General features: G+C 60.3%; 23 protein-coding genes and 1 pseudogene. 10 read left to right on the top strand and 14 right to left on the bottom strand.

Annotation, left to right across the window (positions count from 1 at the left end):
- The first annotated feature begins 96 nt into the window (after positions 1-96).
- Positions 97-1,200, top strand: a complete 1,104-nt coding sequence (gene ada, locus C4J85_RS20080) for a bifunctional DNA-binding transcriptional regulator/O6-methylguanine-DNA methyltransferase Ada (protein WP_124410562.1) — start codon at positions 97-99, stop codon at positions 1,198-1,200.
- Positions 1,197-1,526 carry an Ada metal-binding domain-containing protein gene (locus tag C4J85_RS20075; protein ID WP_305955164.1) on the top strand — a complete coding sequence of 110 codons (330 nt, stop codon included), beginning with the start codon at positions 1,197-1,199 and terminating at the stop codon, positions 1,524-1,526. Before ada ends, C4J85_RS20075 begins: the two co-directional genes overlap by 4 nt.
- A gap of 171 nt (positions 1,527-1,697) precedes the next feature.
- Here C4J85_RS20075 and C4J85_RS20070 read toward each other — a convergent pair whose 3' ends face one another.
- The 4 genes and pseudogenes from C4J85_RS20070 to C4J85_RS20055 form a co-directional block, all read right to left on the bottom strand.
- The gene (locus C4J85_RS20070; protein ID WP_124367983.1) at positions 1,698-2,033 is read right to left on the bottom strand and encodes a hypothetical protein; all 336 of its coding nucleotides are present in this window, start codon (positions 2,031-2,033) and stop codon (positions 1,698-1,700) included.
- Positions 2,034-2,177: 144 nt separating this feature from the next.
- Entirely contained in the window at positions 2,178-2,756 is a 579-nt protein-coding gene (locus C4J85_RS20065; RefSeq protein ID WP_124367982.1) for a DUF4337 domain-containing protein, read from the bottom strand.
- A 99-nt stretch (positions 2,757-2,855) separates the two neighbouring features.
- The gene (locus C4J85_RS20060; RefSeq protein WP_164485268.1) at positions 2,856-3,212 is read right to left on the bottom strand and encodes a helix-turn-helix domain-containing protein; all 357 of its coding nucleotides are present in this window, start codon (positions 3,210-3,212) and stop codon (positions 2,856-2,858) included.
- Positions 3,166-3,417, bottom strand: a pseudogene (locus C4J85_RS20055) (type II toxin-antitoxin system RelE/ParE family toxin); the annotation flags it as partial. The gene C4J85_RS20060 and the pseudogene C4J85_RS20055, both read right to left, overlap by 47 nt.
- A 226-nt stretch (positions 3,418-3,643) precedes the next feature.
- Between C4J85_RS20055 and C4J85_RS20050 the strand changes: the two are divergent.
- Positions 3,644-4,330 carry an HAD-IA family hydrolase gene (locus C4J85_RS20050; protein WP_124371539.1) on the top strand — a complete coding sequence of 229 codons (687 nt, stop codon included), beginning with the start codon at positions 3,644-3,646 and terminating at the stop codon, positions 4,328-4,330.
- Between the two features lie 128 nt (positions 4,331-4,458).
- On the opposite strand, the gene C4J85_RS20045 is transcribed toward C4J85_RS20050, so the two are convergent.
- Positions 4,459-5,205 (bottom strand): 3-oxoacyl-ACP reductase family protein, encoded by a 747-nt coding sequence (locus tag C4J85_RS20045; protein WP_124371538.1) that lies wholly within the window; start codon positions 5,203-5,205, stop codon positions 4,459-4,461.
- 105 nt (positions 5,206-5,310) lie between these two features.
- Between C4J85_RS20045 and C4J85_RS20040 the strand changes: the two genes are divergently transcribed.
- Positions 5,311-6,234, top strand: a complete 924-nt coding sequence (locus C4J85_RS20040; protein WP_124410560.1) for a LysR family transcriptional regulator — start codon at positions 5,311-5,313, stop codon at positions 6,232-6,234.
- A gap of 116 nt (positions 6,235-6,350) precedes the next feature.
- Here the strand turns inward: C4J85_RS20040 and C4J85_RS20035 are convergent, their stop codons facing one another.
- The 3 genes from C4J85_RS20035 to C4J85_RS20025 form a co-directional block, all read right to left on the bottom strand.
- The gene (locus tag C4J85_RS20035) at positions 6,351-7,079 is read right to left on the bottom strand and encodes an aspartate/glutamate racemase family protein (RefSeq protein ID WP_124367977.1); all 729 of its coding nucleotides are present in this window, start codon (positions 7,077-7,079) and stop codon (positions 6,351-6,353) included.
- 13 nt (positions 7,080-7,092) lie between these two features.
- On the bottom strand, positions 7,093-8,622 hold the full coding sequence (locus tag C4J85_RS20030; RefSeq protein WP_124367976.1) for an NCS1 family nucleobase:cation symporter-1: 1,530 nt from the start codon (positions 8,620-8,622) through the stop codon (positions 7,093-7,095).
- 461 nt (positions 8,623-9,083) lie between these two features.
- On the bottom strand, positions 9,084-9,824 hold the full coding sequence (locus C4J85_RS20025; protein WP_124367975.1) for a phosphoadenylyl-sulfate reductase: 741 nt from the start codon (positions 9,822-9,824) through the stop codon (positions 9,084-9,086).
- Positions 9,825-9,974: 150 nt separating this feature from the next.
- Here C4J85_RS20025 and thrH point away from each other — a divergent pair, with 150 nt between their 5' ends.
- The gene (gene thrH / locus C4J85_RS20020) at positions 9,975-10,592 is read left to right on the top strand and encodes a bifunctional phosphoserine phosphatase/homoserine phosphotransferase ThrH (protein ID WP_124363954.1); all 618 of its coding nucleotides are present in this window, start codon (positions 9,975-9,977) and stop codon (positions 10,590-10,592) included.
- A gap of 67 nt (positions 10,593-10,659) precedes the next feature.
- On the opposite strand, the gene C4J85_RS20015 is transcribed toward thrH, so the two are convergent.
- The 6 genes from C4J85_RS20015 to C4J85_RS19990 form a co-directional block, all read right to left on the bottom strand.
- Positions 10,660-11,016 carry a type II toxin-antitoxin system HigA family antitoxin gene (locus tag C4J85_RS20015; RefSeq protein WP_124363953.1) on the bottom strand — a complete coding sequence of 119 codons (357 nt, stop codon included), beginning with the start codon at positions 11,014-11,016 and terminating at the stop codon, positions 10,660-10,662.
- Positions 11,016-11,318, bottom strand: a complete 303-nt coding sequence (locus C4J85_RS20010) for a type II toxin-antitoxin system HigB family toxin (protein ID WP_124410559.1) — start codon at positions 11,316-11,318, stop codon at positions 11,016-11,018. Before C4J85_RS20010 ends, C4J85_RS20015 begins: the two co-directional genes overlap by 1 nt.
- 222 nt (positions 11,319-11,540) lie before the next feature.
- The gene (gene pabB, locus C4J85_RS20005) at positions 11,541-12,884 is read right to left on the bottom strand and encodes an aminodeoxychorismate synthase component I (RefSeq protein ID WP_124410558.1); all 1,344 of its coding nucleotides are present in this window, start codon (positions 12,882-12,884) and stop codon (positions 11,541-11,543) included.
- 100 nt (positions 12,885-12,984) lie between these two features.
- A complete protein-coding gene (locus C4J85_RS20000) occupies positions 12,985-13,971 on the bottom strand; it encodes an alpha-L-glutamate ligase-like protein (protein ID WP_124363950.1) in 987 nt (328 codons plus the stop codon).
- Positions 13,971-15,503, bottom strand: coding sequence for an inactive transglutaminase family protein (locus tag C4J85_RS19995; protein ID WP_124363949.1), 1,533 nt, complete (start codon positions 15,501-15,503; stop codon positions 13,971-13,973). Before C4J85_RS19995 ends, C4J85_RS20000 begins: the two co-directional genes overlap by 1 nt.
- 5 nt (positions 15,504-15,508) lie before the next feature.
- Positions 15,509-16,045, bottom strand: coding sequence for an ATP-dependent zinc protease (locus C4J85_RS19990; protein ID WP_124410557.1), 537 nt, complete (start codon positions 16,043-16,045; stop codon positions 15,509-15,511).
- Between the two features lie 266 nt (positions 16,046-16,311).
- Here C4J85_RS19990 and C4J85_RS19985 point away from each other — a divergent pair, with 266 nt between their 5' ends.
- From C4J85_RS19985 to prpF, 5 genes are all read left to right on the top strand, one after another.
- Positions 16,312-17,010 carry a GntR family transcriptional regulator gene (locus C4J85_RS19985; protein ID WP_124363947.1) on the top strand — a complete coding sequence of 233 codons (699 nt, stop codon included), beginning with the start codon at positions 16,312-16,314 and terminating at the stop codon, positions 17,008-17,010.
- 13 nt (positions 17,011-17,023) lie between these two features.
- On the top strand, positions 17,024-17,917 hold the full coding sequence (gene prpB, locus C4J85_RS19980; RefSeq protein ID WP_124363946.1) for a methylisocitrate lyase: 894 nt from the start codon (positions 17,024-17,026) through the stop codon (positions 17,915-17,917).
- Positions 17,918-17,959: 42 nt separating this feature from the next.
- Positions 17,960-19,087 (top strand): 2-methylcitrate synthase, encoded by a 1,128-nt coding sequence (gene prpC, locus C4J85_RS19975; protein ID WP_124363945.1) that lies wholly within the window; start codon positions 17,960-17,962, stop codon positions 19,085-19,087.
- A 192-nt stretch (positions 19,088-19,279) separates the two neighbouring features.
- Positions 19,280-21,874 carry a Fe/S-dependent 2-methylisocitrate dehydratase AcnD gene (acnD, locus tag C4J85_RS19970; RefSeq protein WP_124410556.1) on the top strand — a complete coding sequence of 865 codons (2,595 nt, stop codon included), beginning with the start codon at positions 19,280-19,282 and terminating at the stop codon, positions 21,872-21,874.
- A 10-nt stretch (positions 21,875-21,884) separates the two neighbouring features.
- Complete coding sequence (gene prpF, locus C4J85_RS19965) at positions 21,885-23,075, top strand: 2-methylaconitate cis-trans isomerase PrpF (RefSeq protein WP_124410555.1); 1,191 nt, start codon at positions 21,885-21,887, stop codon at positions 23,073-23,075.
- The last annotated feature ends 222 nt before the right edge of the window (positions 23,076-23,297 follow it).

The following is a 23,297-nucleotide window of genomic DNA, read 5'->3' as shown; positions in this document are numbered from 1 at the left end:
AACGGCCAAGCGTTCGAATTTGAAAGCAAGACCCGGAGTTTTAACGCGGCTCAATAGCGATAGGCTTGTGCAAATTGCGAAGATGGGGACATTGCCATGGAATGCGTTAAAGACAAAACCACCCAGCCCGTGCTGAGGGCCGAGGACGATCCGCGCTGGAATATTCTCGTCAGCCGCCAGGCTGATGCAGACCTCGATTTCGTCTACGGCGTGCTGACCACCGGGGTTTACTGCAAACCCTTCAGTCCGACCAAGCTGCCTCGGCCGGAAAATATCGTGTTTTTTGACACCGCAGCTGAAGCCGAAAGGGCGGGCTTTCGCCCCTCCAAGCGCGACAGCAGCAACCCGGCGGCCGTCGCCCAGAAGCATGCGGCGGCTGTTGCCGAAGCCTGCCGGCTTATCGATGCATCGGACGTGGTTTCCAACCTGGGTGATCTGGCCGAACAGGTGGGCATGAGCAGCTTCCACTTCCATCGAGTCTTCAAGAAACTTACGGGCCTCACGCCTAAAGCCTACAGCGTCGCTTCGTTGCGTTCGCGCGTCAGAGACCAGCTTTCGCTCAGTGGCACCATCACCGACGCTCTTTATGAGGCGGGCTATAACTCCAACAGCCGATTCTATGAGGCGTCGCAAAATATCCTCGGCATGAAACCCACCGAGTACCGCGCAGGGGGGGCCAATGTGGATATCAAATTCGCACTGGGCGAAAGCGCGCTGGGCTCGATCCTGGTGGCCCGAAGCGCGCGCGGCATTTGCGCAATTTTATTGGGCGATGACCCTAATGTGCTGGTGGAGAGCTTTCAGGACCAGTTCCCCAACGCCAACCTGATTGGCGGCGACGCCGAGTTCGAGGCGCTGGTGGCCACCGTCGTCGGCTTTGTCGAATCGCCCGGCACCGGTTTTGCGTTGCCATTGGACATCCGTGGCACCGTATTTCAGGAACGGGTTTGGCAGGCGCTGAGGGATATTCCTGCAGGAACGACCGAGACATACGCCCAGGTCGCCGCGCGGATAGGTATGCCCAATGCCACCCGTGCAGTGGCTAACGCATGCGGGGCCAATAAACTCGCGGTGGCGATTCCATGCCATCGCGTGGTGCGCAGTGATGGATCCTTGTCTGGCTACCGTTGGGGAGTGGAGCGTAAGCGCAAGTTGATCGAGCGCGAGAAGAGCATGCACGCTGCACATGTTGTCGGATGACTGCACCGGACGGGGGAGGGTGCGTAATGAGACGATGGAAAGTCATGGATTCCCACGGCAAACCCGCCCTCAGTTCCAAGCCGGGTCAGTTTGGCGGGCATAAAGGAAGCAAGATCTACGGGCGCCTGGACTGCCCGGCTGCACTACGGGCATTGAGCAAAGGCGGGTATGTGAAGGGTCGTGTGTTTTTTATCGATGAACAGACCGCACGATTGGCAGGCTATCGCCCCTGCTTTCGATGCATGCCCGCCAGTTACCGTGAGTGGAAGCTGACAATTGAAGGGCACATAAGGGGGCGTGTGATAACGGAAGAATGTGAACCTTAGACTATCGGTGTATCCGCGTTTTCAACTTGATCAAGCACGCAACTTGGCAGGCCAGTACTATTAAGTAATAGGACAGCCACGATTACGTCAATACTACTGAAGTTCATGGGCCATCCCCTGAAGTCAGGCCCATGAAACGTCGCTTGCCAGGCTCTGCGCCCGGCAACTTACTTATTGCGCGGTTTTCAACTTGACCACATCACCGGAAATCTTGGTGGTGTAGCCGTTCAGTACCCAGGCCCAGAACCATTTTTCCTGCACTTGGGTGTTGATCATGGCGTCGCCGCCTTTGGCCTTGATGGCTGCATCCTGGGCGCGGACGAAGCGGCTGTTCTGGCCGATCGGGATAATACCCAGCAGCATAATGCCGGTGGCGCTGGCTTCGCTGTGGCCGAGCACGGTGTATTGGCTGGCGTCGTATTGCTGGGTTTTCATGGCGGTGCCGGTGCAACCTGCCAGGGTGAAACCAAGAACGGCTGCTGCAACTACTTTACTGATGTACTTCACGCGTAACTCCATGGGCTGAATATCGAGATTCAATTCTCGAGGCGCGATACTTTAATCGCTCAGAGGGCGGATTGAAATCAGCGCGCCAAGGTTTCATTTTATGTGGCGACAGTCAGGCCGCCTCCCACATTTGCCCGCGCTCGGTCAGAGATGCAGCCATGCCAGGCTACCCAGCACCACGGCCACACCGCCGGCCGAATACGCCATGCGCTTGAGCCATTCCTTGCGCGTGAGCAAGGTGATCGCCGCCAGTGAGATCGCGATCTGAATCGCCGTCATCGCCTGGGCCCAACGATGGTGCTGGTGCAGCGCTTCTTCGGATTTGCGGTCCCATTCCAGGGAGGTCGCTTCAAGCTTCTCGGCCTGTTTGCGCACCTCTTCCTTCTGGCTTTTATAGCGCTGGATTTCGTCGTTGTAGTGGGCGGCATCCACGCCGGGAATGTGCGTGGCCAGTTCTGCCAGATTCTGGCGGCTGGATTTGGCCTGATAGTAATTCCATTGGTTGGCGGCTTCGGTCTTGATGATAGCGGCGTTGTTCTTGTCCATCGCCGCCTCGCTTTCGCTGGAGCCGGCCTGGTAGCTGAGCATGGCGCCAACGGTGGCCATGATCGCGGTCATCACCGCGATACGGCTGGCAAAGGTGTCGCCGCGGCCGTGGGCATGTTCGGTGGTGTGCTCGAGGTGTTTTTCGTGGGGGCTGGGAACGTCGAAGGCTTCGGACATGGCTTCGTCTATGAAGGGGCAGAGGGAGCCTGATTCTTCACCAGTGCAGCTGTCTCAACGCTGTCGATAACGTCGGATCAGGGCACGTGCAGCACGAGGTCATAGCTCAAGTTGACAGGCGTTTATACCAAATGCCTTGGCAATCTTTTCCCGCGTGGTCCGACGCGGTTTGTTTACCGCTTCTTGCTGGGCGAATGCAGATTGTGAAATGCCCAGTCGCTTGGCGACTTCTTCCTGGGTGAGGTTCAGGTGCTCGCGCCAGGCACGTATAGGCGTAGCTCCATCCACCAAGCGACTGACGACAGCATGAGGAATAAGATTCGGGTCGTTTTGCTGGGCCACATAGTGTTCATAGGGAATCACCACGAAGGCTGGCTTGCCCTCGGTATTGTGGATGATCTGTACGGCAGTAGGTTCGCTCGTCACGTTTCTTGACCTCTTGAATGCTGACCACATGAATGTCCCCGTCCCAGTCGAACACTACGCGGTAATGACCTACCCGAAGCCGATAGCCGTGAGGGTAATTAACCAGCTTCTTGACATTGACTGCGTCGGGCATGCGCTCAAGCGCCGACACCGCATCGCGTACCTGTTGCTGATGATAGGTATGCAGCCGAAGTAGCTGTTTGACGGATTTACGAGTCCAGTGGATCGAATTCATTGGAGGTTAATAAGTCTTTTATAAGGTTTGCAAGGTGTATTTTCGGGCCCTGGTCAAAGACTGGTCGCTCCCACACACAAACCCTAGACGTGCGCCGCGCGCGCCGGTTGATAAAACTGTTGCCTGGTATGAATATCCGATCCAGGCTTCAGGAAGGTTGCCTGCAAGCAACCAGGGCCGTTATTGTGCTGAATCCTTTTAGTCCTTCCTCCAGGGTTCTGTTGTGATGAATGCACCGCGTACCGCTGTCCCGATCAAGGCTGTGATTTTCGATATGGACGGGTTGTTGCTGGACACCGAAGGCATCTACACCGAAGTCACGCAGATCATCGCCGAACGCTATGGCCGCACCTATGACTGGAGCATCAAGCAGCACATCATTGGGCGCGGTGCCCAGGACTTGGCGGACTATGTGGTCAAGGCGCTGGACTTGCCGATCACGCCGGCTGAGTTTCTGCAGATTCGCGAACCGCTGATGAGCGAGCGTTTCCCCAAAGCCCTGGGTATGCCCGGCGCCGAGGCGTTGGTGCGGCATTTGAAGGCGCATAACATCCCGATTGCGGTGGGCACCAGCTCGTCGCGCAACTCGTTCGGCCACAAGACCACCTTGCACCGCGAGTGGTTTGGCCTGTTCGACACCATCGTGACCGCCGACGACCCGGAAGTCGGTGCCGCCAAGCCTGCGCCGGACATCTTTCTCACTGCCGCGCGCCGCCTGGGTGTGGCGCCCGAGGATTGCCTGGTGTTCGAGGACTCGCCGTTCGGCGTGACGGCAGCGAAAGCGGCGCACATGACCGCCATCGCCGTGCCCGATGAGGCCATGGCCGACAGCAAGTATCAGCATGCCGACCAGATCATCCGCAAACTTGCGGATTTCGACCTGGCTGCCTACGGCCTGCCGCCCATGACTTGATTCAACCCGGAAAAATGTGGGAGGGGGCTTGCCCCCGATAGCGGTGTATCAGCCAACTTATCAATAGCTGACCCACCTCAATCGGGGGCAAGCCCCCTCCCACATGGGTTGTGCCGTGTTGCTACATATCAGGCGCTGAAGCCACCGTCGATGGTCAAGCTGGCGCCTGTGATGTACCCGGCTTCCGGCCCGGCAAGGTACGCCACGAAGCTGGCAATTTCCTCCACATGCCCATACCGACCCACCGCCATCAGCCCAATCAAGCTCTCGGCAAAATCACTGTTTGCCGGGTTCATATCGGTATCCACCGGGCCTGGCTGCACGTTATTGATGGTGATACCTCGTGGCCCCAGGTCGCGCGCCAGGCCTTTGGTCAAACCGACCAACGCCGCCTTGCTCATCGCGTACGGACCACCACCGCCAAACGGCATGCGCTCGGCGTTGGTGCTGCCGATATTGATCACCCGGCCGCCTTCGCCCATGTGCTTGGCAGCCTCCTGAGTGGCGATAAAGACGCTGCGCACGTTGATTGCCAGGGTCTGATCGAAGTCTTCCAGCTTGAACGCTTCCAGCGGCGCGATGGCCAGCACTCCTGCATTGTTCACCAAAATATCCAGGCGCCCGAAGGTGTCGACTGTGACATTGACTGCGTTGCGAATCGCCGTGGCATCGGCGCTGTCGGCCTGAATCGCCAGGGCTTTGCCGCCTGCGCTGATCACGCTGTTCTGCAAGGCTTCAGCCTTGGCGGCCGAGTTGATGTAGGTAAAGGCAACGGCGGCGCCTTGGGCGGCGAGGCGCTTGACGATGGCCGCGCCGATGCCGCGGGAACCGCCTTGAACCAAGGCGACTTTGCCAGTGAGGGTAGATGGGGTCATGTCGATCTCCAAGTAGTTGATGAGCCGAGTATCGACCTCGCCCACCGATACCGGTAGAGCATGATTGCTATAGTCTGTGTAAACCAAAAGTTTAGAGTAGGCGATATGGAAAGCTTTGGGAGTATCGAATGCTTTGTGCGCAGCGCCGAAGGCGGTAGCTTCGCGGAGGCTGCGCGGCACCTGAGCCTGACGCCGGCAGCGGTCGGCAAAAGCGTGGCCAAGCTGGAAGCGCGCCTGGGCGTCAGGCTGTTTCAGCGCAGCACCCGCCGCCTGACCTTGACCGAAGCCGGCAAGCTGTTCCTAGACGAAGTCAGCGGCAGCCTCACCACGATTCAAAACGCCGTGGCCAACCTGGCCAGCGCCGAAGGGCGGCCGGTGGGCACGCTGAAGGTCAGCATGGGCACCGTATTTGGCAATCGGTATGTGGTGCCGTTGCTGGGTGAGTTCATGCGCCGCTTCCCGGCTATCAGCCCGGATTGGCATTTCGATAACCGCCAGGTCGACTTGATCGGCCAGGGCTTTGACGCCGCCGTTGGCGGCGGCTTTGAACTGCCCCAAGGCGTGGTGGCGCGCAAGCTGACGCCGGCGCACCGGGTGCTGGTGGCTGCGCCGGCTTACCTGGCGCAACGCTCTGCGGTACGTACGCCCGAGGATTTGTCACGCTGCCATGGCATCCTGATCCGCTCACCGCAAACCGGCCGGGTGCGCTCATGGCAACTGACCCATCGCGAGCGCGAGCACAGTCCCCTGGTGCTCAAACCCGCGATGACCATGAGCGATTCTGAAGCCGCCTGCTGCGCAAGCGCCCAGGGCCTGGGCATTGCGTTGGTCAGCATGCCGATGGCTGTGCCGTTCCTCGACAGCGGTGCGGTGGTGCGAGTGTTGCCGGACTGGTATGTGGACGACGGCAATATCTCCATCTACTACGCCGAGCACAAACTGCTGCCGGGCAAGACCCGGGCGTTTGTGGATTTTGTGATCGAGCAGTTTGTCGAGCGACGGTTGGGGCAGCGATTCAGTGCGATCTAACTGCCGTGCAGTGAACAAAATGTGGGAGGGGGCTTGCTCCCGATAGCGGTGGGTCAGCTATAGATAAGCTGGCTGATACACCGCAATCGGGAGCAAGCCCCCCCCACAGTTGATCCTCAGTGCCCGAACTTGCCGGGCCAACCGATGACTTTCTTTGACCTGGGCGTTGCATAGGTCCTGATCTTTGACGTCGACAAACCCAACCGCACCAGCGACTCGGCGATGGTCACCGCCGCCGTCACCCCATCCACCACCGGCACCCCGGTGCGCTGGCGAATCTGCTCGTCCAGCCCGGCCATGCCGCCGCATCCCAGGCAGATCACTTCTGCCTTGTCCTCAAGGATGGCCAGTTCCGCCTGGCGCACGATGGCTTGCATGGCGGCCAGTGGGTCTGCTTCCAGCTCCAGCACCGCCATGCCGCTGGCGCGCACTGAGGCGCAGCGCTGGTACAGGCCGGCGAGTTTCAGCCGGTCTTCGATCAACGGCACTGTGCGGTCCAGTGTGGTCACAACCGAATAGGCATGGCCCAGGAACATCGCCATGCTGGCCGCGGCCTCGGTGATATCCACCACCGGCACGTTGAGCAATTCCTGCAGGCCTTCGCGGCCATGCTCGCCGTAGCCGGCCTGGATCACCGCATCGAATGGCTGGTCGTAGGCCATTACGCGATCCATTACCGCGATTGCGGCCAGGTAGCTTTCAAAGTTGCCCTCCACCGACTCGGCGCCGAAGTAGGGCGTGAGCCCGACAATCTCGGTGCCCGGCGAGGCCACGCTGCGCGCCTGCTGAGCGATGGTTTGTGTGATGGATTCAGTGGTGTTGACGTTGACCACGAGGATGCGCATGGAAGCTCCTTGTTTAATGACTGGCGTTATCGACTGCAATGCTTTCGCCGCTGACATCGGCGTAGAACGGCTGGCGCTTGGCGATCAGCAGGTACAGCAACCCTGCAATACCGGCGCCAAACAGCCAGGAGAACGGCGAGACGCTGGCGAACCCAGGCAACAAAGCCAACAGGATGGCGATCACCGCTGCCGGAACGAACGCCGCCACCGCGCGCAGATTCACGCCCCGGCTGTAGTAATAAACGCCCTGCGCGTCTTCGCTATACAGCTGCGGCACATCCACCTGGCTTTTGCGGATCAGCCAGTAGTCAACCATGATCACCCCATACAACGGCCCGAGCAGTGCGCCCAGTCCGGAAAGGAAATACACGATCACCAGCGGGCTGTTATAGAGGTTCCACGGCAGGATCAGCACCGCCACGGTGGCGCTGATCAGGCCCGCGCGGCGGAAGTTCAGGTACTTGGGCGCCAGGTTGCTCAGCACAAACGCCGGTGCGACGAAGTTGGCCATGATATTCACCGCCACGGTAACGATCAGGAAGGCCAGGCAGCCGAGCACCAGAAAGAAGGTATTGGGAATGGCGGCGATGATTTCAGTCGGGCTTTCGATCACCCGGCCATTGAGCTGGAACTGCCCGCCGCACAGCAGCACGGTGATGGCGGCGAATATCAGGATATTCACCGGCAGGCCCCAGAAATTACCCACCAGGATCGTCCTGCGGCAAGGCGAGGAGCGGGCGAAGTCGCAGAAGTTAAGGATCAGCGTGCCGTAAATCGCCAACCACAGCGCACCGCCGGCAAAGATATTGCGCCACATCTCGCCGCCGCTCAGCGGTTCGCGGATCGACCAGGCAATGTTGCCGCCTGCCTGGAAGTACATCCAGCCGGCCAGCGAGGCCACGGTGAGCAGAATCACCGGTCCGGCAAACCCCTCATAGCGACGTACCATTTCCATGCCATAGGCCAGGATCACCAGTTGCACCAGCCAGATCGCCACGAAGCACGCCCAGCCGAGCGATGACAGGCCGAGGATCGCGTTGTGATCATAGTCGGCAAACCCTGGATGAACCGCCGTCAACAACACACGGAAAACCACCGAAGCCAGGTAGGTCTGGATACCGAACCAGGCAATCGCAATCACGGCGCGGATCAACGCCGGAATCTGTGCTCCATGAATACCGAAGCTGATACGGCTGATCACGGGAAACGGCACGCCGGTCTTCTGGCCCATGTACCCCGACAAGTTCATGAAAAAGTACACCAGTGCCGCACCGATCCCCAGGGACAACAGGATCTGCCAGCCGCCCAGGCCCAATGCATACAAGCCGATGGCAAATGAATAGTTGGCGATGTTGTGCACGTCATTGGTCCATAGCGCAAAGATGCTGTAGCGCCCCCAGCGACGGCCTTCGATCTTGGTCGGGGCGAGGTCTTTGTTGTGCAGGCGTGAGCTGAGTACCAGCGGGCCGGGGCTTGCCGCCTCGGGATTCAAGACGGAGGAGGGCAGATCCAGTGCGATGTCATTCGAGAGGCTTGTACGCATTCCGGCAGGCTCCAGCGCATCCGCAGCAAAGCGGCAGATGGCAAAGTGTATGTAGGTTTTGTATTTATTGTATACAAAGCGCATTTCACCTTAAGCCACATGCGTGCCAGTTTTGCAGCGATCAAAACTACGGTTAATTTCGTTTTTATCGCTTATTGAAATAACTGGCTGAATTGAAAGCGATATAAATTGACCGTTCGAACAGCTATTTATTTTTATGGGGAAGGGGGCAGACTCAGGAGGGCAAAAATAGAGAGGAAAGAAGTGTTACGTTTTGGTGCGATTCATACTGGATTGCACACATAAATGGCACCGATGGTTACAACTATGTGTACATTTTCATCGCGAACACAGAACAAATGTGGGAGGGGGCTTGCCCCCGATAGCGCCGGGTCAGTCACCCCATACAGTGCCTGACACTACGCCATCGGGAGCAAACCCCCTCCCACAGGTTAACTGTGTCAGACTTTTGTCTTGCTGATGATATTCCCCGCATGCAGCCCGCATTCCTTCTGTGTGGCTTCCTCCCACCACCAACGACCTTCGCGCTCATGCTGGTTCGGCAGCACAGGACGGGTGCAAGGCTCGCAGCCGATGCTGATAAAACCGCGTTCATGCAGGCTGTTGTAGGGCAGCTCCAGCATGCGGATATAACCCCAGATCTCCTCGCTGGTCATCTGCGCCAGCGGGTTGAATTTGTACAAGGTACGTTCAGGGGTAGAAAACGCCGTATCGATTTCCAACGCAGCCACCTGGCTGCGGGTGCCCGGGCTCTGGTCGCGGCGCTGGCCGGTGGCCCAGGCACGCACGCCTGCGAGCTTGCGGCGCAGCGGTTCGATCTTGCGTATGCCACAGCACTCGCCATGACCGTCCTTATAGAAGCTGAACAGGCCCTTCTCTTTGACGAAGGGTTCCAGCTTGCTCTGGTCCGGCGAGATCAGTTCGATGTCGATCTTGTAGAACTCACGCACCTGTTCGATGAACCGGTAGGTTTCCGGGTGCAGGCGGCCGGTGTCGAGGCTGAACACCTTGACGTTCTTGTTCAGTTTCCAGGCCATGTCCACCAGCACCACATCCTCGGCGCCGCTGAAGGAAATCCACAGGTCGTCACCGAACTGGCTGAACGCCAGCTTGAGGATGTCCTGAGCGGACTTGTTGGCATAGGTCGTGGCGAGTTCAACGACGTCGAAGGCTTGGTTCATCAGGACGGTTCCTACAGGTCAGTGGCGCTGAGCGCTCTATAGGGGGCGATGGTATCAAAATCTACCCTGCGTTGCGGCGGCGTGCTTGAGTCGCTAGAGTTCGCCAGTCCTTTTGCTCGCTCAACTTGAATAATACGAACGGAGTGTCCTGTGGAAATTGCCTGTCTCGACCTGGAAGGGGTACTGGTTCCGGAAATCTGGATCGCCTTCGCCGAAAAAACCGGTATCCAATCCCTGCGCGCCACCACCCGTGACATTCCCGACTACGACGTGTTGATGCAGCAGCGCCTGCGTATCCTCGATGAGCACGGGCTCAAGCTTGCCGATATCCAGGAAGTGATTGCCACCCTCAAGCCACTGGACGGCGCCATCGAGTTCGTCAACTGGCTGCGCGAGCGCTTTCAGGTAGTGATCCTCTCCGACACCTTCTACGAATTCTCCCAGCCGCTGATGCGTCAGCTGGGCTTTCCGACCTTGCTTTGCCATCGCCTGATCACGGATGAAAACGACCGGGTGGTCAGCTACCAACTGCGCCAGAAAGATCCCAAGCGCCAGTCGGTATTGGCGTTCAAGACGCTGTACTACCGAGTGATTGCGGCGGGGGATTCCTATAACGACACCACCATGCTGGGTGAGGCAGACCGAGGGATTCTATTCCACGCGCCGGAGAATGTGATTCGCGAGTTCCCGCAGTTTCCGGCGGTGCATACGTTTGAGGATTTGAAGCGGGAGTTTATCAAGGCGTCCAGCCGACAGTTGAGCCTATAAATTATCTGGCGCGGCTGATGGCCTCATCAGGAGCAGGCCCCCTCTCCCAAGGCCCTCCCAGCCCCGCCTAAATGCCCGCCAGCAACCGCTCATAAGGGATACACAATCCCTCATGCAGGCGTTTGATCATCGCCAGGCTCAGCTTGCGCTTGCCGTTCAACACTTCTGAAACTCGCCCGCTGGGGCCGATGAATGGCTCCAGATCGCGGGCAGTCAAGCCCATTTGTTCCATGCGGAATTTGATCGCTTCCACTGGGTCCGAAGGCGGCATCGGAAAGTGTTCCGCCTCGTACTTCTCAATCAGAACAGCGAGAATTTCCAGCTCGTCACCTTCGGCACTGCCGATGGCCGCTCCCCAAATCTGCTCGACGCGCGCGAGCGCAGCGGCCAGGTCTTCCTGAGAGTGAATAGGTTTGATGTTCATTACACGGTCTCCGCATTGATTGTGTCGTACTGCGCGTGGGTGCCGACAAAGCGGATGAAGCCAAGCTGTCGCTCATAATCGATCGACATGACCACCCGGTACTTGTTGCCACCCACGTTGAATACAACCCTGCCGCTTTTGAGGATGCTTGCAGTCCTGAGCTCGGCCTTGAGTGCCTGTGGTGTTGGGTAAAGGGTCTTTTCCATATGGCGGTACCACTCGACCAAGGGGCGTTTTGCATCGGCAGAAGCCGGGTGGCTTTCCCAGAACCTTCGTAAGGTTGAGAGGGCGATTATTCGCATCGCTCTTTCCTCCCATATTGGGAGATAGTAGGCCCGAGTGGGTGAGCATGCAATCCCTGAAACAAGCTCTGACGATTGAGTGGCATATGTGATCCTTCACAGACGGCAGTGGGCGGCGGAAGTCGGACGCTATCGCGCCGCTCACTGTTGGTCCATTACCGTTCTGATTCAGATTTTTTCGTGCCGAACTCGCTGCCCTCAGCGGCAGGAGTGGCTTGGGTGCTAGAGGCTTTCCAACGTGTGTAACAACACCTGTACCTTGGTCAGCGACTCCTGATATTCCGCCTCCCACTGCGAGTCCGCTACGATCCCGCCGCCGCCCCAGCAGCACACCTGCGCGTCCTTGACCAGCAAACTGCGGATGGCGATAGAGCTGTCCATTTCGCCGCGCACGTCCAGGTACATCAGCGAACCGCAGTACAGGCCGCGTCGGGTCGGCTCCAGTTCATCGATGATCTGCATCGCGCGGATCTTCGGCGCACCGGTGATGGAGCCGCCGGGGAAGCTGCCGGCGATAAGGTCGAGGGCATCTTTATCGTCGGCCAATGTGCCGGTGACGCTGCTCACCAGGTGGTGCACGTTGGGGTAGCTTTCCAGGCTGAACAATTCGGGTACTTTTACCGAGCCGATACGGCAACTGCGGCCGAGGTCGTTGCGCAGCAGGTCGACGATCATCAGGTTTTCTGCGCGATCCTTGGGACTGGCCAAGAGTTCGGCGGCGTGTGCCGCATCTTCTTGCGGCGTCGGGCCGCGGGGGCGGGTGCCTTTGATCGGGCGGGTTTCAACCTGGCGCTGGCTGACCTTGACGAAGCGTTCCGGTGACAGGCTGAGCACCGCGCCACCTTCCGGCAGGCTCTGGAACCCGGAAAACGGCGTTGGGCAGGCCTCGCGCAGCGCGCAATAGGCGGACCATGGATCACCGATGCAGGGCGCGCGAAAGCGCTGGGCGAAGTTGACCTGGTAGCAGTCGCCGGCCTCGATATAGTCCTGAATGCGCACGATGGCCTGCCGATAGGCCTCGGCCGTCAGGTCCGGTGCCATGGGACCTTGCAACTTGAACGCCGCAGACCTGTCGACGACGCCGGCGCTGAACAGGCTGATCAGGCGTTGCCGTTCGCTGTCTGCAAGACTGGGGTGGAACACCAGTTGGCTGGACTGCGCAGAGTGATCGCTGATCAGCGCCCAGGCATACAGTCCGAAGCGCGCGTCGGGCAGGTGCAAGTCGTCTACCGCAAGGTGCGGCATCTGTTCCAGGTGTCGGCCGAAATCGTAACTCAGATAGCCGATCAAGCCACCGGCAAACGGCAGCTCCAAGCCAGCGGGCAATGCCGCTTCGCCCAAGTGCGTCAGGCTTTTGCGCAAACGTTGCAGGAAATCGCCGCCGCTTTCGTCAGGCTCAACCGCCAAGGTCGCTTCAGGCCAGGCGCTGAGCAGGTCATAACGGCCACGCTCCGCCGCCGGGCGGCCGCTGTCGAGCAGCACCGCACCGGGCGCATGGCGAATCGCCGCAAAATACTCGGCGGGGTTGGCTCGATAGGGCAACGGGTAAACGGAACAGGTCGGCATGCGGGGGTGGATCAGCCAGTGGCGCGGGGGAGGGGATTGTAGTCCCCTGTAGGATTTGCTCCTAGAGGGGATGTCGGGGATAGACAGTTCGAAGGCCGGATCAGCCTTCCACGGGCGGTATATGGCCAAACATCTCTTGCACGAACTTCACCCGTTCTTCCGGGGTTTCGCTCACGCCAGCGGCTTTCAGTTCTTCCAGTCGCGCCTCCACCGCATGGGTGCGCAGGGTCAGGCCGCAGTCGTTGGCAATCTGGATATTCAGCCCCGGCCGCGCGTTCAATTCCAGGATCAGCGGGCCTTTTTCCTGGTCCAGCACCATGTCCACACCGATATAGCCCAGGCCGCACAGTTCATAGCAGCCGGCCGCCAGCTTCATGAAACCGTCCCAGTTGGGCAGTTGTACGCCGTCCACCGCATTGGTGGTATCGGGGTGCTTGGTGATGATGTTGTTCAGCCAAGTGCCACGCAACGTCAGGCCGGTGGCGAGGTCGACGCCCACACCTATCGCGCCCTGGTGCAGGTTGGCCTTGCCACCGGACTGGCGCGTCGGCAAGCGCAGCATCGCCATCACCGGATAGCCCATCAGCACGATGATGCGGATGTCCGGCACGCCTTCGTAGCTGATGCTCTTGAAGATCTGGTCGGGTACCACGCGGTATTCGATCAAGGCGCGATCGCGGTGGCCGCCCAGGGAGTAGAGGCCGGTAAGAATGCTGGAAATCTGGTGCTCGATTTCCTCATGGCTGATGATCTTGCCGGACACCGTGCGATAGCGCCCCTCAAAGCGGTCCGCCACCACCAGGATGCCGTCGCCGCCGGCGCCCTGGGCGGGCTTGATCACGAAGTCGCTGCGCCCGCCGATGATTTCGTCGAGCTTGTCGATTTCCTTCTCGGTGGAGATGACTCCATACATTTCAGGTACGTGAATACCGGCCGCCATGGCCCGTTCCTTGGTGATGATCTTGTCATCCACGATCGGGTACAGGCTGCGCTTGTTGTACTTGAGCACGTAGTCGGCGTTCCGCCGGTTGATGCCCATGATCCCGCGCGCTTCCAGGGCCTTCCAGGTCTTCCAGAAGCCGAACATTAGGAGTCAGCCTTCAGGAATGCCTTGAAACGTACCAGTTCGGTCAGGCGGTAGCCGCGATAACGGCCCATGGCCAGCATGAAACCCACCAGGATCAGCAGGATCGCCGGGAAGGTGAACACGAAGTAGATCAGCTCCGGCACGCTCATGATGATGTGCGCCAGGGATGCCGCGAACAGCGTGCCGATTGCCACTTTCAGCGCATGGTTGGCGCCGCGCTCTTCCCAGGTGATCGACAGGCGCTCGATGGTCATGGTCAGGATCACCATCGGGAACAGCGCCACCGACAGGCCCCGCTCCAGGCCCAGCTTGTGGCTGAACAGGCTGATGGCGGCAATCAGCACCACCACGAAGGTCAGCACCACCGACAGCCTCGGCAGCATCTGCAGCTTCAGGTGTTCCAGGTAGGACCTGAGCGACAGCCCCAGCGCGGTGATGATTGTAAACAGCACAATCCCGAAACCCAGTTGCGTCTCGCGGAAGGCCAGGGCGATCAGCACCGGGGTAAAGGTGCCGAGGGTCTGCAGGCCGATCAGGTTACGCAGGATCAGGATCACCAGCACGCCAATCGGGATCATCACCATGATCATGAACGTCTGTTGGGTTTGCAGCGGCAGGCCGTACAGCGAGTATTCGAGGAAGTTGGCGTCGGTGTTTTCGTCGGTCAGCTTGGCCAGGCGAATCGCGTTCATTTCGCTGTTGTTCAGGCTGAAGGTCACCATGGCTTTCTTGCCGCCATCGACCGTGATCAGGTTTTCATCGCCGGTCCACCACAGCAGGCGGTCGGCGGGCAGGCCTTGTTCACCGGTTTCCGGGTTGAAGTACAGCCAGTCATTCCCATTGAAGCTGCGCAGCCACAGTTCCGGAGATTGCGGCTGGTCGGCGACGAGGCGAATGGTGTGGACTTTTTCCACCGGTACGTGGGCGATGGACAGCAGCAATTCAACGATCTTGGCCTTGTGCGACGTCGACGGGTCGCCCGCCAGCAGCAGTTTCACATTGTCGTCGTTGAGGTTGTTGGTGCGCTTGATGGCTTCGGTAATAAAGGTCTCGACGTCTGCCGAGTGCTGGCGAATCGGCGCGAGCAAGGCTTCGGCGGCGATTTTTTCCGGGCCCTCCACGGCGATGCTGTCGCGGAACGTCGGGCCCTTGATCTTGACCTTTTCACCGCTGTAGCGCTTGGTCAGCACCAGGCGGTAATACAGGGTCTGGTTGCCCTTGGCGCGGCGCGCCGACCAGGTGACCTTGCGGTTGCCGTCGGCGCGATTGACGCTCACCCCGTAGTTGTTCGAAATAAAGCTCTCATTGAGGCTGACGAAGTCGCGGCTCAACGGCGGCACGAACATCGAAACCTTCACCGGGTCCTTGGGGTTGGCGACGAACTCGACCTTCGCGTCGATGTTCCACAAGTCATCGGTGGCGTCCTCGGTGACAGGGATGCCCAGCACGAAGATCTGGTAGGCGGTGACCGAAATACCCAGCACCACCAGAATGGTGATCAGGATTTTCAGGTGCAGGGTCAGAGAGCGCATTCGGTTTACTCGGCGGTATGAGCGTCGGCGGCGCAGGCAGGTTTGCCTGCTGCATATTTTAGGCTGGGGTCGATCAGCGCATCAAAGCGCTTGAGCGCTTCGGAGCCGATCAGCAGCGGGTATTGGAAGGTGCTGCGGTCAGTCAAGTTCACTTCGATGCTGCGTAAAGCGCTGCCCATGCAGATATCCAGGGCAATCACCGGACGAGCGGTGTACTGCTTGTCCTCCTCAGGATCGTAATCACCGGCGCGGCGCTTGATCTTGCTGACGCGGGCCAGTGGACGTTCGATGGGGTGGGAATGGGCGGCATCGATGGCCAGGTAGAAGCGTACCCAGGACTCCCCGTTGCGCTTGAAGCGTTTGATATCGCGCGCACTCAGCGAGGCGGTCTTGGCGCCCGTGTCGAGTTTGGCCGCGACTTCCAGGTCGATGCCCGCCAACTTGGCGTATTCATTCAGGCCATACACCGTCTTCTCGGCGGCAACGCCAAGGCTCGGCAGGGACAGTAGGCATAACAGTAGGGGGAAGGGCTTGAGTCTCATAATTCCTGAGGCGATGCAGTGCGAAATTCAAGGCGACTGGCATTACTGCGCAAGCTCCCTCGTGCGCCATTTCATCTAGCGATGTCAGGCAAATGCGGCGGGCATTCTAACATGATGCTTTTTTGGCGCCAGCGCTGGCAGGCGGCCATGCTCTTGGATCAACGCCGGAGGTTATTAGACGATTGTCGACAATGTTGATTTATTCTTTGACTAAGCAGGGGTAATTGGCTAGTTTTTGCAGCATTGCTTTTAAAGGTGTCGACAATATGCTGGATCAAACGGAATCTCCGCCGGCGCTGTCGGACGAATCCCAAACTATGTCGGAAAACGTCTTCCGGCGAATCCAGGCCGCCATCGTCAAGGGCGAGATCGCCCCGGGCTCCAAGATTTCCGAACCGGAGCTGGCGCGCACCTATGGCATCAGCCGTGGCCCGCTGCGCGAGGCGATTCACCGCCTGGAAGGCCAGCGCCTGCTGGTGCGGGTGCCCCACGTCGGCGCCCGCGTGGTGTCGTTGAGCCACGCCGAGCTGGTCGAGCTCTATGAAATCCGCGAGTCATTGGAAGGCATGGCGTGCCGGCTGGCGGCCGAGCGCATGACCGACGCGGAAATCGAAGAGCTGCGCCAGGTATTGCACACCCATGAACGGGATGCCGCGTTTCAGGCCGGTGTCGGCTATTACCAACAGGAAGGCGACTTCGATTTTCATTACCGGATCATCCAGGGCGCCGGCAACCGCACCCTGACCCAGATGCTCTGCGGCGAGCTATACCAATTGGTGCGCATGTACCGCATCCAGTTTTCCGCCACCCCCAATCGTCCACGCCAGGCCTTTGCCGAGCATCACCGCATTCTTGACGCGATTGCCGATCGCGACGGTGAACTGGCCGAACTGTTGATGCGCCGGCATATCGGCGCTTCCAAACGCAACATCGCCCGTCACTTCCCGGACGGCGCTCCCCAATAAATAGAGGTGAGTCATGAGTTCCACGAACAACAGCACCCCAGGCCAGCGTTTCCGTGACGCGGTCGCCAGTGAACAGCCGTTGCAGGTGGTCGGTGCAATCAACGCCAACCACGCCTTGCTGGCCAAACGCGCCGGCTTCAAGGCGATTTACCTGTCCGGTGGCGGCGTGGCGGCAGGCTCCCTGGGTGTTCCGGACCTGGGCATCACCGGCCTGGATGACGTGCTGACCGACGTACGCCGCATCACTGACGTATGCGACCTGCCGCTGCTGGTGGACGTGGACACCGGTTTCGGTTCCTCGGCGTTCAACGTCGCGCGCACCGTCAAGTCGATGATCAAGTTCGGCGCGGCGGCCATCCATATCGAAGACCAGGTGGGCGCCAAGCGCTGCGGCCATCGGCCCAACAAGGAGATCGTGTCCCTGCAGGAAATGGTCGACCGCATCAAGGCCGCCGTGGACGCGCGCACCGATGACAGCTTCGTGATCATGGCCCGCACCGATGCCCTGGCCGTGGAAGGTTTGGAATCCGCCCTGGAGCGTGCCGCTGCGTGCATCGAGGCCGGTGCCGACATGGTGTTCCCGGAAGCCATCACTGAACTTGAGATGTACAAGCTGTTCGCCTCGCGGGTGAAAGCGCCGATCCTGGCCAACATCACCGAATTCGGCGCGACCCCGCTGTTTACCACCGAACAGTTGAAATCTGCCGATGTTTCCATCGTGCTGTACCCGCTCTCGGCCTTCCGCGCCATGAACAAGGCTGCCGAGAACGTCTACACCGCGATCCGCCGCGACGGTACGCAACAGAACGTGATCGACACCATGCAAACCCGCATGGAGCTTTACGATCGTATCGACTACCACACCTTCGAGCAGAAGCTCGACGCGCTGTTTGCCGCAAAGAAGTAGCAAGCGCGCCTCCTTGAATAACGACAAAATTGGAGAAAAACCATGGCTGAAGCAAAAGTATTGAGTGGTGCCGGCCTGCGTGGCCAGGTGGCCGGGCAGACCGCACTGTCGACCGTCGGCCAGGCCGGCGCCGGCTTGACCTATCGCGGCTATGACGTGCGTGAACTGGCCGCCGATGCGCAATTTGAAGAAGTCGCCTATCTGCTGCTGTACGGCGAACTGCCGACCAGCGCCGAACTGGCGGCCTACAGCGCCAGGCTGAGCCAGCTGCGCGACTTGCCGCAAGCGTTGAAAGAAGTGCTGGAACGCATCCCCGCCGACGCCCACCCGATGGACGTGATGCGCACCGGTTGCTCGTTCCTGGGCAATATCGAGCCGGAAAAAGACTTCAGCGTGCAGCGTGACGTCACCGATCGCCTGCTCGCCGCGTTCCCGGCAATCATGTGCTACTGGTACCGCTTCAGCCACGACGGCAAGCGCATCGACTGCGTCACCGACGAGCCCAGCATCGGCGGGCACTTCCTGCACCTGCTGCATGGCAAGAAGCCGAGCGATCTGCACGTCAAAGTGATGAATGTGTCGCTGATCCTCTATGCCGAGCACGAATTCAACGCCTCGACCTTCACTGCCCGGGTGTGCGCCTCGACCTTGTCCGACCTGTATTCCTGCGTCACCGCCGCCATCGGTTCCCTGCGCGGCCCGCTGCACGGCGGCGCCAACGAAGCGGCGATGGAGATGATCGAGCGTTTCGGTTCGGCCGAAGAGGCCGTCGAAGGCACCCTCGGCATGCTGGCGCGCAAGGACAAGATCATGGGCTTTGGCCACGCCATCTACAAAGACAACGACCCGCGCAATGAAGTGATCAAGGGTTGGTCGAAAAAACTCGCTGACGAAGTGGGCGACACGGTGTTGTTTGCGGTTTCCGAAGCCATCGACAAGACCATGTGGGAGCAGAAGAAGCTGTTCCCCAACGCCGATTTCTACCATGCCTCGGCGTACCACTTCATGGGCATCCCGACCAAGCTGTTCACGCCGATCTTCGTTTGTTCGCGGCTCACCGGCTGGGCGGCGCACGTGTTCGAGCAACGCGCCAATAACCGCATCATCCGTCCAAGCGCCGAGTACACCGGCGTTGAGCAGCGCAAGTTCGTGCCAATCGAACGTCGCTGAAGATCGACGATCCTGAAGTGGTAACCGAATCAAATGTGGGAGGGGGCTTGCCCCCGATAGCGGTGGTTCAGCGCCTGCTGTACCGCCTGACAGATTGCTATCGGGAGCAAGCCCCCTCCCACCTTTGGATTGCGTTACACATCAGGTTCGCGTCGGCCTTCCTTTTGTAATTACCGTGACCGAGTCCTGACGATGAACACTGAATTTCGCAAACCGCTTCCCGGCAGCCGCCTGGATTACTTCGACGCCCGCGCGGCTGTCGAGGCAATCACTCCCGGCGCCTACGCCACCTTGCCGTATACCTCCCGAGTACTCGCGGAAAACCTGGTGCGTCGTTGCGACCCGGCCAGCCTCAATGCCTCCCTGAGCCAGTTGATCGAGCGCAAGCGTGACCTCGATTTCCCATGGTTCCCGGCCCGCGTGGTGTGCCATGACATCCTCGGCCAGACCGCCCTGGTAGACCTCGCCGGCCTGCGCGACGCCATCGCCCTGCAAGGCGGCGATCCGGCGCAGGTCAACCCGGTGGTGCCGACCCAGTTGATTGTCGACCACTCCCTGGCCGTCGAAGCCGGTGGCGCCGACCCGCAGGCGTTCGAAAAGAACCGCGCCATCGAAGACCGCCGCAACGAAGATCGCTTCCATTTTATCGAGTGGACCAAGAAGGCCTTCAAGAACGTCGACGTGATCCCGCCCGGCAACGGCATCATGCACCAGATCAACCTGGAGAAAATGTCACCGGTGATTCAGGTTCGCGACGGCGTGGCCTTCCCGGACACCTGCGTCGGCACCGACAGCCACACCCCGCATGTGGATGCCCTGGGCGTGATCGCCATCGGGGTCGGCGGCCTTGAAGCCGAAAGCGTGATGCTCGGGCGTGCCTCATGGATGCGTCTGCCGGAAATTGTCGGGGTGGAGCTGACCGGCAAGCTGCAGCCGGGCATCACCGCCACCGATATGGTGCTGGCGCTGACCGAGTTCCTGCGCCAACAGAAAGTCGTCGGCGCATGGTTGGAGTTCTTCGGTGAAGGCGCTTCGGCCCTGACCTTGGGCGACCGCGCGACCATCTCCAACATGGCCCCGGAATACGGCGCCACCGCAGCGATGTTCTACATCGACCAGCAGACGATCGCCTACCTGAAGCTCACCGGTCGCGAAGAGGAACAGGTCGCCCTGGTGGAACAGTACGCACGCCACACCGGGCTGTGGGCCGACGAGCTGAAAGGCGCGCAATACGAGCGCGGCCTGACGTTCGACCTGTCCAGCGTGGTACGCAACATGGCGGGCCCGAGCAACCCTCACGCCCGTGTCGCCACGCGTGACCTGGCGGCCAAAGGCATCAGCGGCCAGTGGGACGACGTGCCGGGGCAAATGCCTGACGGCGCCGTGATCATTGCCGCTATCACCAGTTGCACCAACACCAGCAACCCGCGCAACGTGATCGCCGCCGGCCTGCTGGCGCGCAACGCCAACCGGCTCGGGCTGACGCGCAAGCCGTGGGTCAAGTCGTCCCTGGCGCCGGGTTCGAAAACCGTGGCCATGTACCTGGAAGAAGCCGGCCTGGGGCATGAACTGGAAAAACTTGGTTTCGGCGTGGTGGCTTTCGCTTGCACGACCTGCAACGGCATGTCCGGCGCGCTCGACCCGGTGATCCAGCAGGAAATCATCGATCGCGACCTCTACGCCACCGCTGTGCTGTCAGGTAACCGCAACTTCGATGGGCGTATTCATCCGTACGCCAAGCAGGCCTTCCTCGCTTCGCCGCCGCTGGTAGTGGCCTATGCGATTGCCGGCACCATCCGTTTCGATATCGAAAAAGACGTGCTCGGGCTCGACGCCGACGGCAAGGAAATCCGCCTGCAGGACATCTGGCCGAGCGACGAAGAGATCGACGCAGTGGTCAAGGCCTCGGTCAAGCCGGAACAGTTTCGCGCCGTGTACATCCCGATGTTCGCGATTCACGAAGACACCGGCCCTAAAGTCACCCCGCTGTACGACTGGCGCCCGCAAAGCACCTATATTCGCCGCCCACCGTACTGGGAAGGCGCCTTGGCCGGCGCACGTCCGCTCAAGGGCATGCGCCCGCTGGCCGTGCTGCCGGACAACATCACCACCGACCACCTGTCGCCCTCCAACGCGATTATGCTCGACAGCGCCGCCGGCGAGTACCTGGCGAAAATGGGCTTGCCGGAAGTTGACTTCAACTCCTACGCGACCCACAGGGGCGACCACCTGACCGCACAGCGCGCCACCTTCGCCAACCCGAAACTGTTCAACGAAATGGTGCAGGAAAACGGCAAGGTCAAGCAGGGCTCCCTGGCGCGTATCGAGCCGGAAGGCACGGTCACGCGCATGTGGGAAGCCATCGAAACCTACATGGAACGCAAGCAGCCGCTGATCATTATCGCGGGCGCCGACTACGGCCAGGGTTCGTCCCGCGACTGGGCGGCCAAGGGCGTGCGCCTGGCCGGTGTGGAAGCGATCGCCGCCGAAGGTTTCGAGCGCATCCACCGCACCAACCTGGTCGGCATGGGCGTGTTGCCCCTGGAATTCTTGCCGGGCACCGACCGCCACACGCTCAAGATCGACGGCAGCGAAACCTATGACGTGGTCGGCGCACGCACGCCGCGCGCGCAATTGACCCTGGTGATCAACCGCAGGAATGGCGAGCGTGTCGAAGTGCCGGTGACCTGCCGCCTGGACACCGCTGAAGAAGTGTCGATCTACGAGGCGGGCGGCGTGTTGCAACGTTTTGCCCAGGACTTCCTGGAATCGGCGGCGACGGCCTGAGGGGTTAACCATGGCACACGTAGCGCAAATCAAGATCCCCGCCACCTATATGCGTGGCGGCACCAGCAAGGGGGTTTTCTTCAGCCTCGAGGACCTGCCGCCCTCGGCGCAGGTACCGGGCGCTGCCCGCGACGCCTTGCTGTTGCGGGTGATCGGCAGCCCCGACCCCTATGACAAGCAAATCGATGGCATGGGCGGCGCCACGTCCAGCACCAGCAAAACCGTGATCCTGGCCAAGAGCACGCGTGCCGGGCACGACGTGGATTACCTGTTCGGCCAGGTGTCCATCGACAAGCCGTTTGTCGACTGGAGTGGCAACTGCGGCAACCTCTCGGCGGCGGTCGGTTCGTTCGCGATCAGCGCCGGCCTGGTCGACCCAGGCCGCGTGCCCCACAACGGCGTGGCCGTGGTGCGTGTATGGCAAGCCAATATCGGCAAGACCATCATCGCCCATGTGCCGATCACCGACGGCGCTGTGCAGGAAACCGGTGATTTTGAACTGGATGGCGTGACCTTTCCGGCTGCCGAAGTGCAGTTGGAATTCATCGACCCGGCGGCGGAAGAAGAGGGCGGTGGTGGCTCGATGTTCCCCACCGGCAACCTGATCGATGAGCTGGAAGTGCCCGGCGTCGGCACCTTCAAGGCCACCCTGATCAACGCCGGCATCCCGACGATTTTTATCAATGCTCAAGACCTCGGCTACACCGGCACTGAATTGCAAGGCGCGGTCAACGGCGACCCGAAAGCCCTGGCGATGTTCGAGACCGTGCGTGCCTATGGCGCGTTGCGCATGGGCCTGATCAAGCACCTGGACGAGGCAGCCCTGCGCCAGCACACGCCGAAGCTGGCGTTTGTGGCCAAGCCTGCGGATTACGTGGCGTCCAGCGGCAAGGCGATCAAGGCCGGCGATGTGGATTTGCTGGTGCGGGCGTTGTCCATGGGCAAATTGCACCACGCAATGATGGGCACGGCGGCGGTGGCGATCGGCACGGCGGCGGCGATTTCCGGCACCCTGGTCAACCAGGCGGCAGGTGGCATCGAGCGCAATGCCGTGCGCTTCGGGCATCCGTCGGGCACCTTGCGCGTCGGTGCCGAGGCGACTCAAGTGAACGGTGAATGGGTGGTGAAGAAAGCCATCATGAGCCGTAGTGCGCGGGTGTTGATGGAGGGGTTTGTGCGTGTTCCCGGCGATGCCTTCTAAAGCCCAACCCCATCCCTGTGGGAGGGGGTTTGAGCGATTCAATGTAGGAGCGAGCTTGCTCGCGAAAAACGCCCAGGCAACGCGTTCATTCTGGATAAACGCGGGGGCCCTGAGTTCTTCGCGAGCAAGCTCGCTCCTACCAAAAGCCTTAACTGACTGGCAATAGGTCTTGCCCCTCCCACAAGGGATCTCTATTCCAAGGCAGGCAACCAGACCGGCCCT

It is taken from the genome of Pseudomonas sp. R4-34-07, from assembly GCF_003852375.1.
Taxonomy (GTDB): Bacteria; Pseudomonadota; Gammaproteobacteria; order Pseudomonadales; family Pseudomonadaceae; genus Aquipseudomonas.
Note: the sequence above shows the minus strand (reverse complement) of the source record. Positions and strands in the feature narration are given on the sequence as shown.

Bases quoted from the DNA above. Each gene is read 5' to 3' on its own strand.
- ada (WP_124410562.1), top strand. From the start codon at position 97: ATGGAATGCGTTAAAGACAAAACCACCCAGCCCGTGCTGAGGGCCGAG.
- C4J85_RS20075 (WP_305955164.1), top strand. From the start codon at position 1,197: ATGACTGCACCGGACGGGGGAGGGTGCGTAATGAGACGATGGAAAGTC.
- C4J85_RS20065 (WP_124367982.1), bottom strand. From the start codon at position 2,756: ATGTCCGAAGCCTTCGACGTTCCCAGCCCCCACGAAAAACACCTCGAG.
- C4J85_RS20060 (WP_164485268.1), bottom strand. From the start codon at position 3,212: ATGTGGTCAGCATTCAAGAGGTCAAGAAACGTGACGAGCGAACCTACT.
- C4J85_RS20050 (WP_124371539.1), top strand. From the start codon at position 3,644: ATGAATGCACCGCGTACCGCTGTCCCGATCAAGGCTGTGATTTTCGAT.
- C4J85_RS20045 (WP_124371538.1), bottom strand. From the start codon at position 5,205: ATGACCCCATCTACCCTCACTGGCAAAGTCGCCTTGGTTCAAGGCGGT.
- C4J85_RS20040 (WP_124410560.1), top strand. From the start codon at position 5,311: ATGGAAAGCTTTGGGAGTATCGAATGCTTTGTGCGCAGCGCCGAAGGC.
- C4J85_RS20035 (WP_124367977.1), bottom strand. From the start codon at position 7,079: ATGCGCATCCTCGTGGTCAACGTCAACACCACTGAATCCATCACACAA.
- C4J85_RS20030 (WP_124367976.1), bottom strand. From the start codon at position 8,622: ATGCGTACAAGCCTCTCGAATGACATCGCACTGGATCTGCCCTCCTCC.
- C4J85_RS20025 (WP_124367975.1), bottom strand. From the start codon at position 9,824: ATGAACCAAGCCTTCGACGTCGTTGAACTCGCCACGACCTATGCCAAC.
- C4J85_RS20015 (WP_124363953.1), bottom strand. From the start codon at position 11,016: ATGAACATCAAACCTATTCACTCTCAGGAAGACCTGGCCGCTGCGCTC.
- C4J85_RS20010 (WP_124410559.1), bottom strand. From the start codon at position 11,318: ATGCGAATAATCGCCCTCTCAACCTTACGAAGGTTCTGGGAAAGCCAC.
- pabB (WP_124410558.1), bottom strand. From the start codon at position 12,884: ATGCCGACCTGTTCCGTTTACCCGTTGCCCTATCGAGCCAACCCCGCC.
- C4J85_RS20000 (WP_124363950.1), bottom strand. From the start codon at position 13,971: ATGTTCGGCTTCTGGAAGACCTGGAAGGCCCTGGAAGCGCGCGGGATC.
- C4J85_RS19995 (WP_124363949.1), bottom strand. From the start codon at position 15,503: ATGCGCTCTCTGACCCTGCACCTGAAAATCCTGATCACCATTCTGGTG.
- C4J85_RS19990 (WP_124410557.1), bottom strand. From the start codon at position 16,045: ATGAGACTCAAGCCCTTCCCCCTACTGTTATGCCTACTGTCCCTGCCG.
- C4J85_RS19985 (WP_124363947.1), top strand. From the start codon at position 16,312: ATGCTGGATCAAACGGAATCTCCGCCGGCGCTGTCGGACGAATCCCAA.
- prpB (WP_124363946.1), top strand. From the start codon at position 17,024: ATGAGTTCCACGAACAACAGCACCCCAGGCCAGCGTTTCCGTGACGCG.
- prpC (WP_124363945.1), top strand. From the start codon at position 17,960: ATGGCTGAAGCAAAAGTATTGAGTGGTGCCGGCCTGCGTGGCCAGGTG.
- acnD (WP_124410556.1), top strand. From the start codon at position 19,280: ATGAACACTGAATTTCGCAAACCGCTTCCCGGCAGCCGCCTGGATTAC.
- prpF (WP_124410555.1), top strand. From the start codon at position 21,885: ATGGCACACGTAGCGCAAATCAAGATCCCCGCCACCTATATGCGTGGC.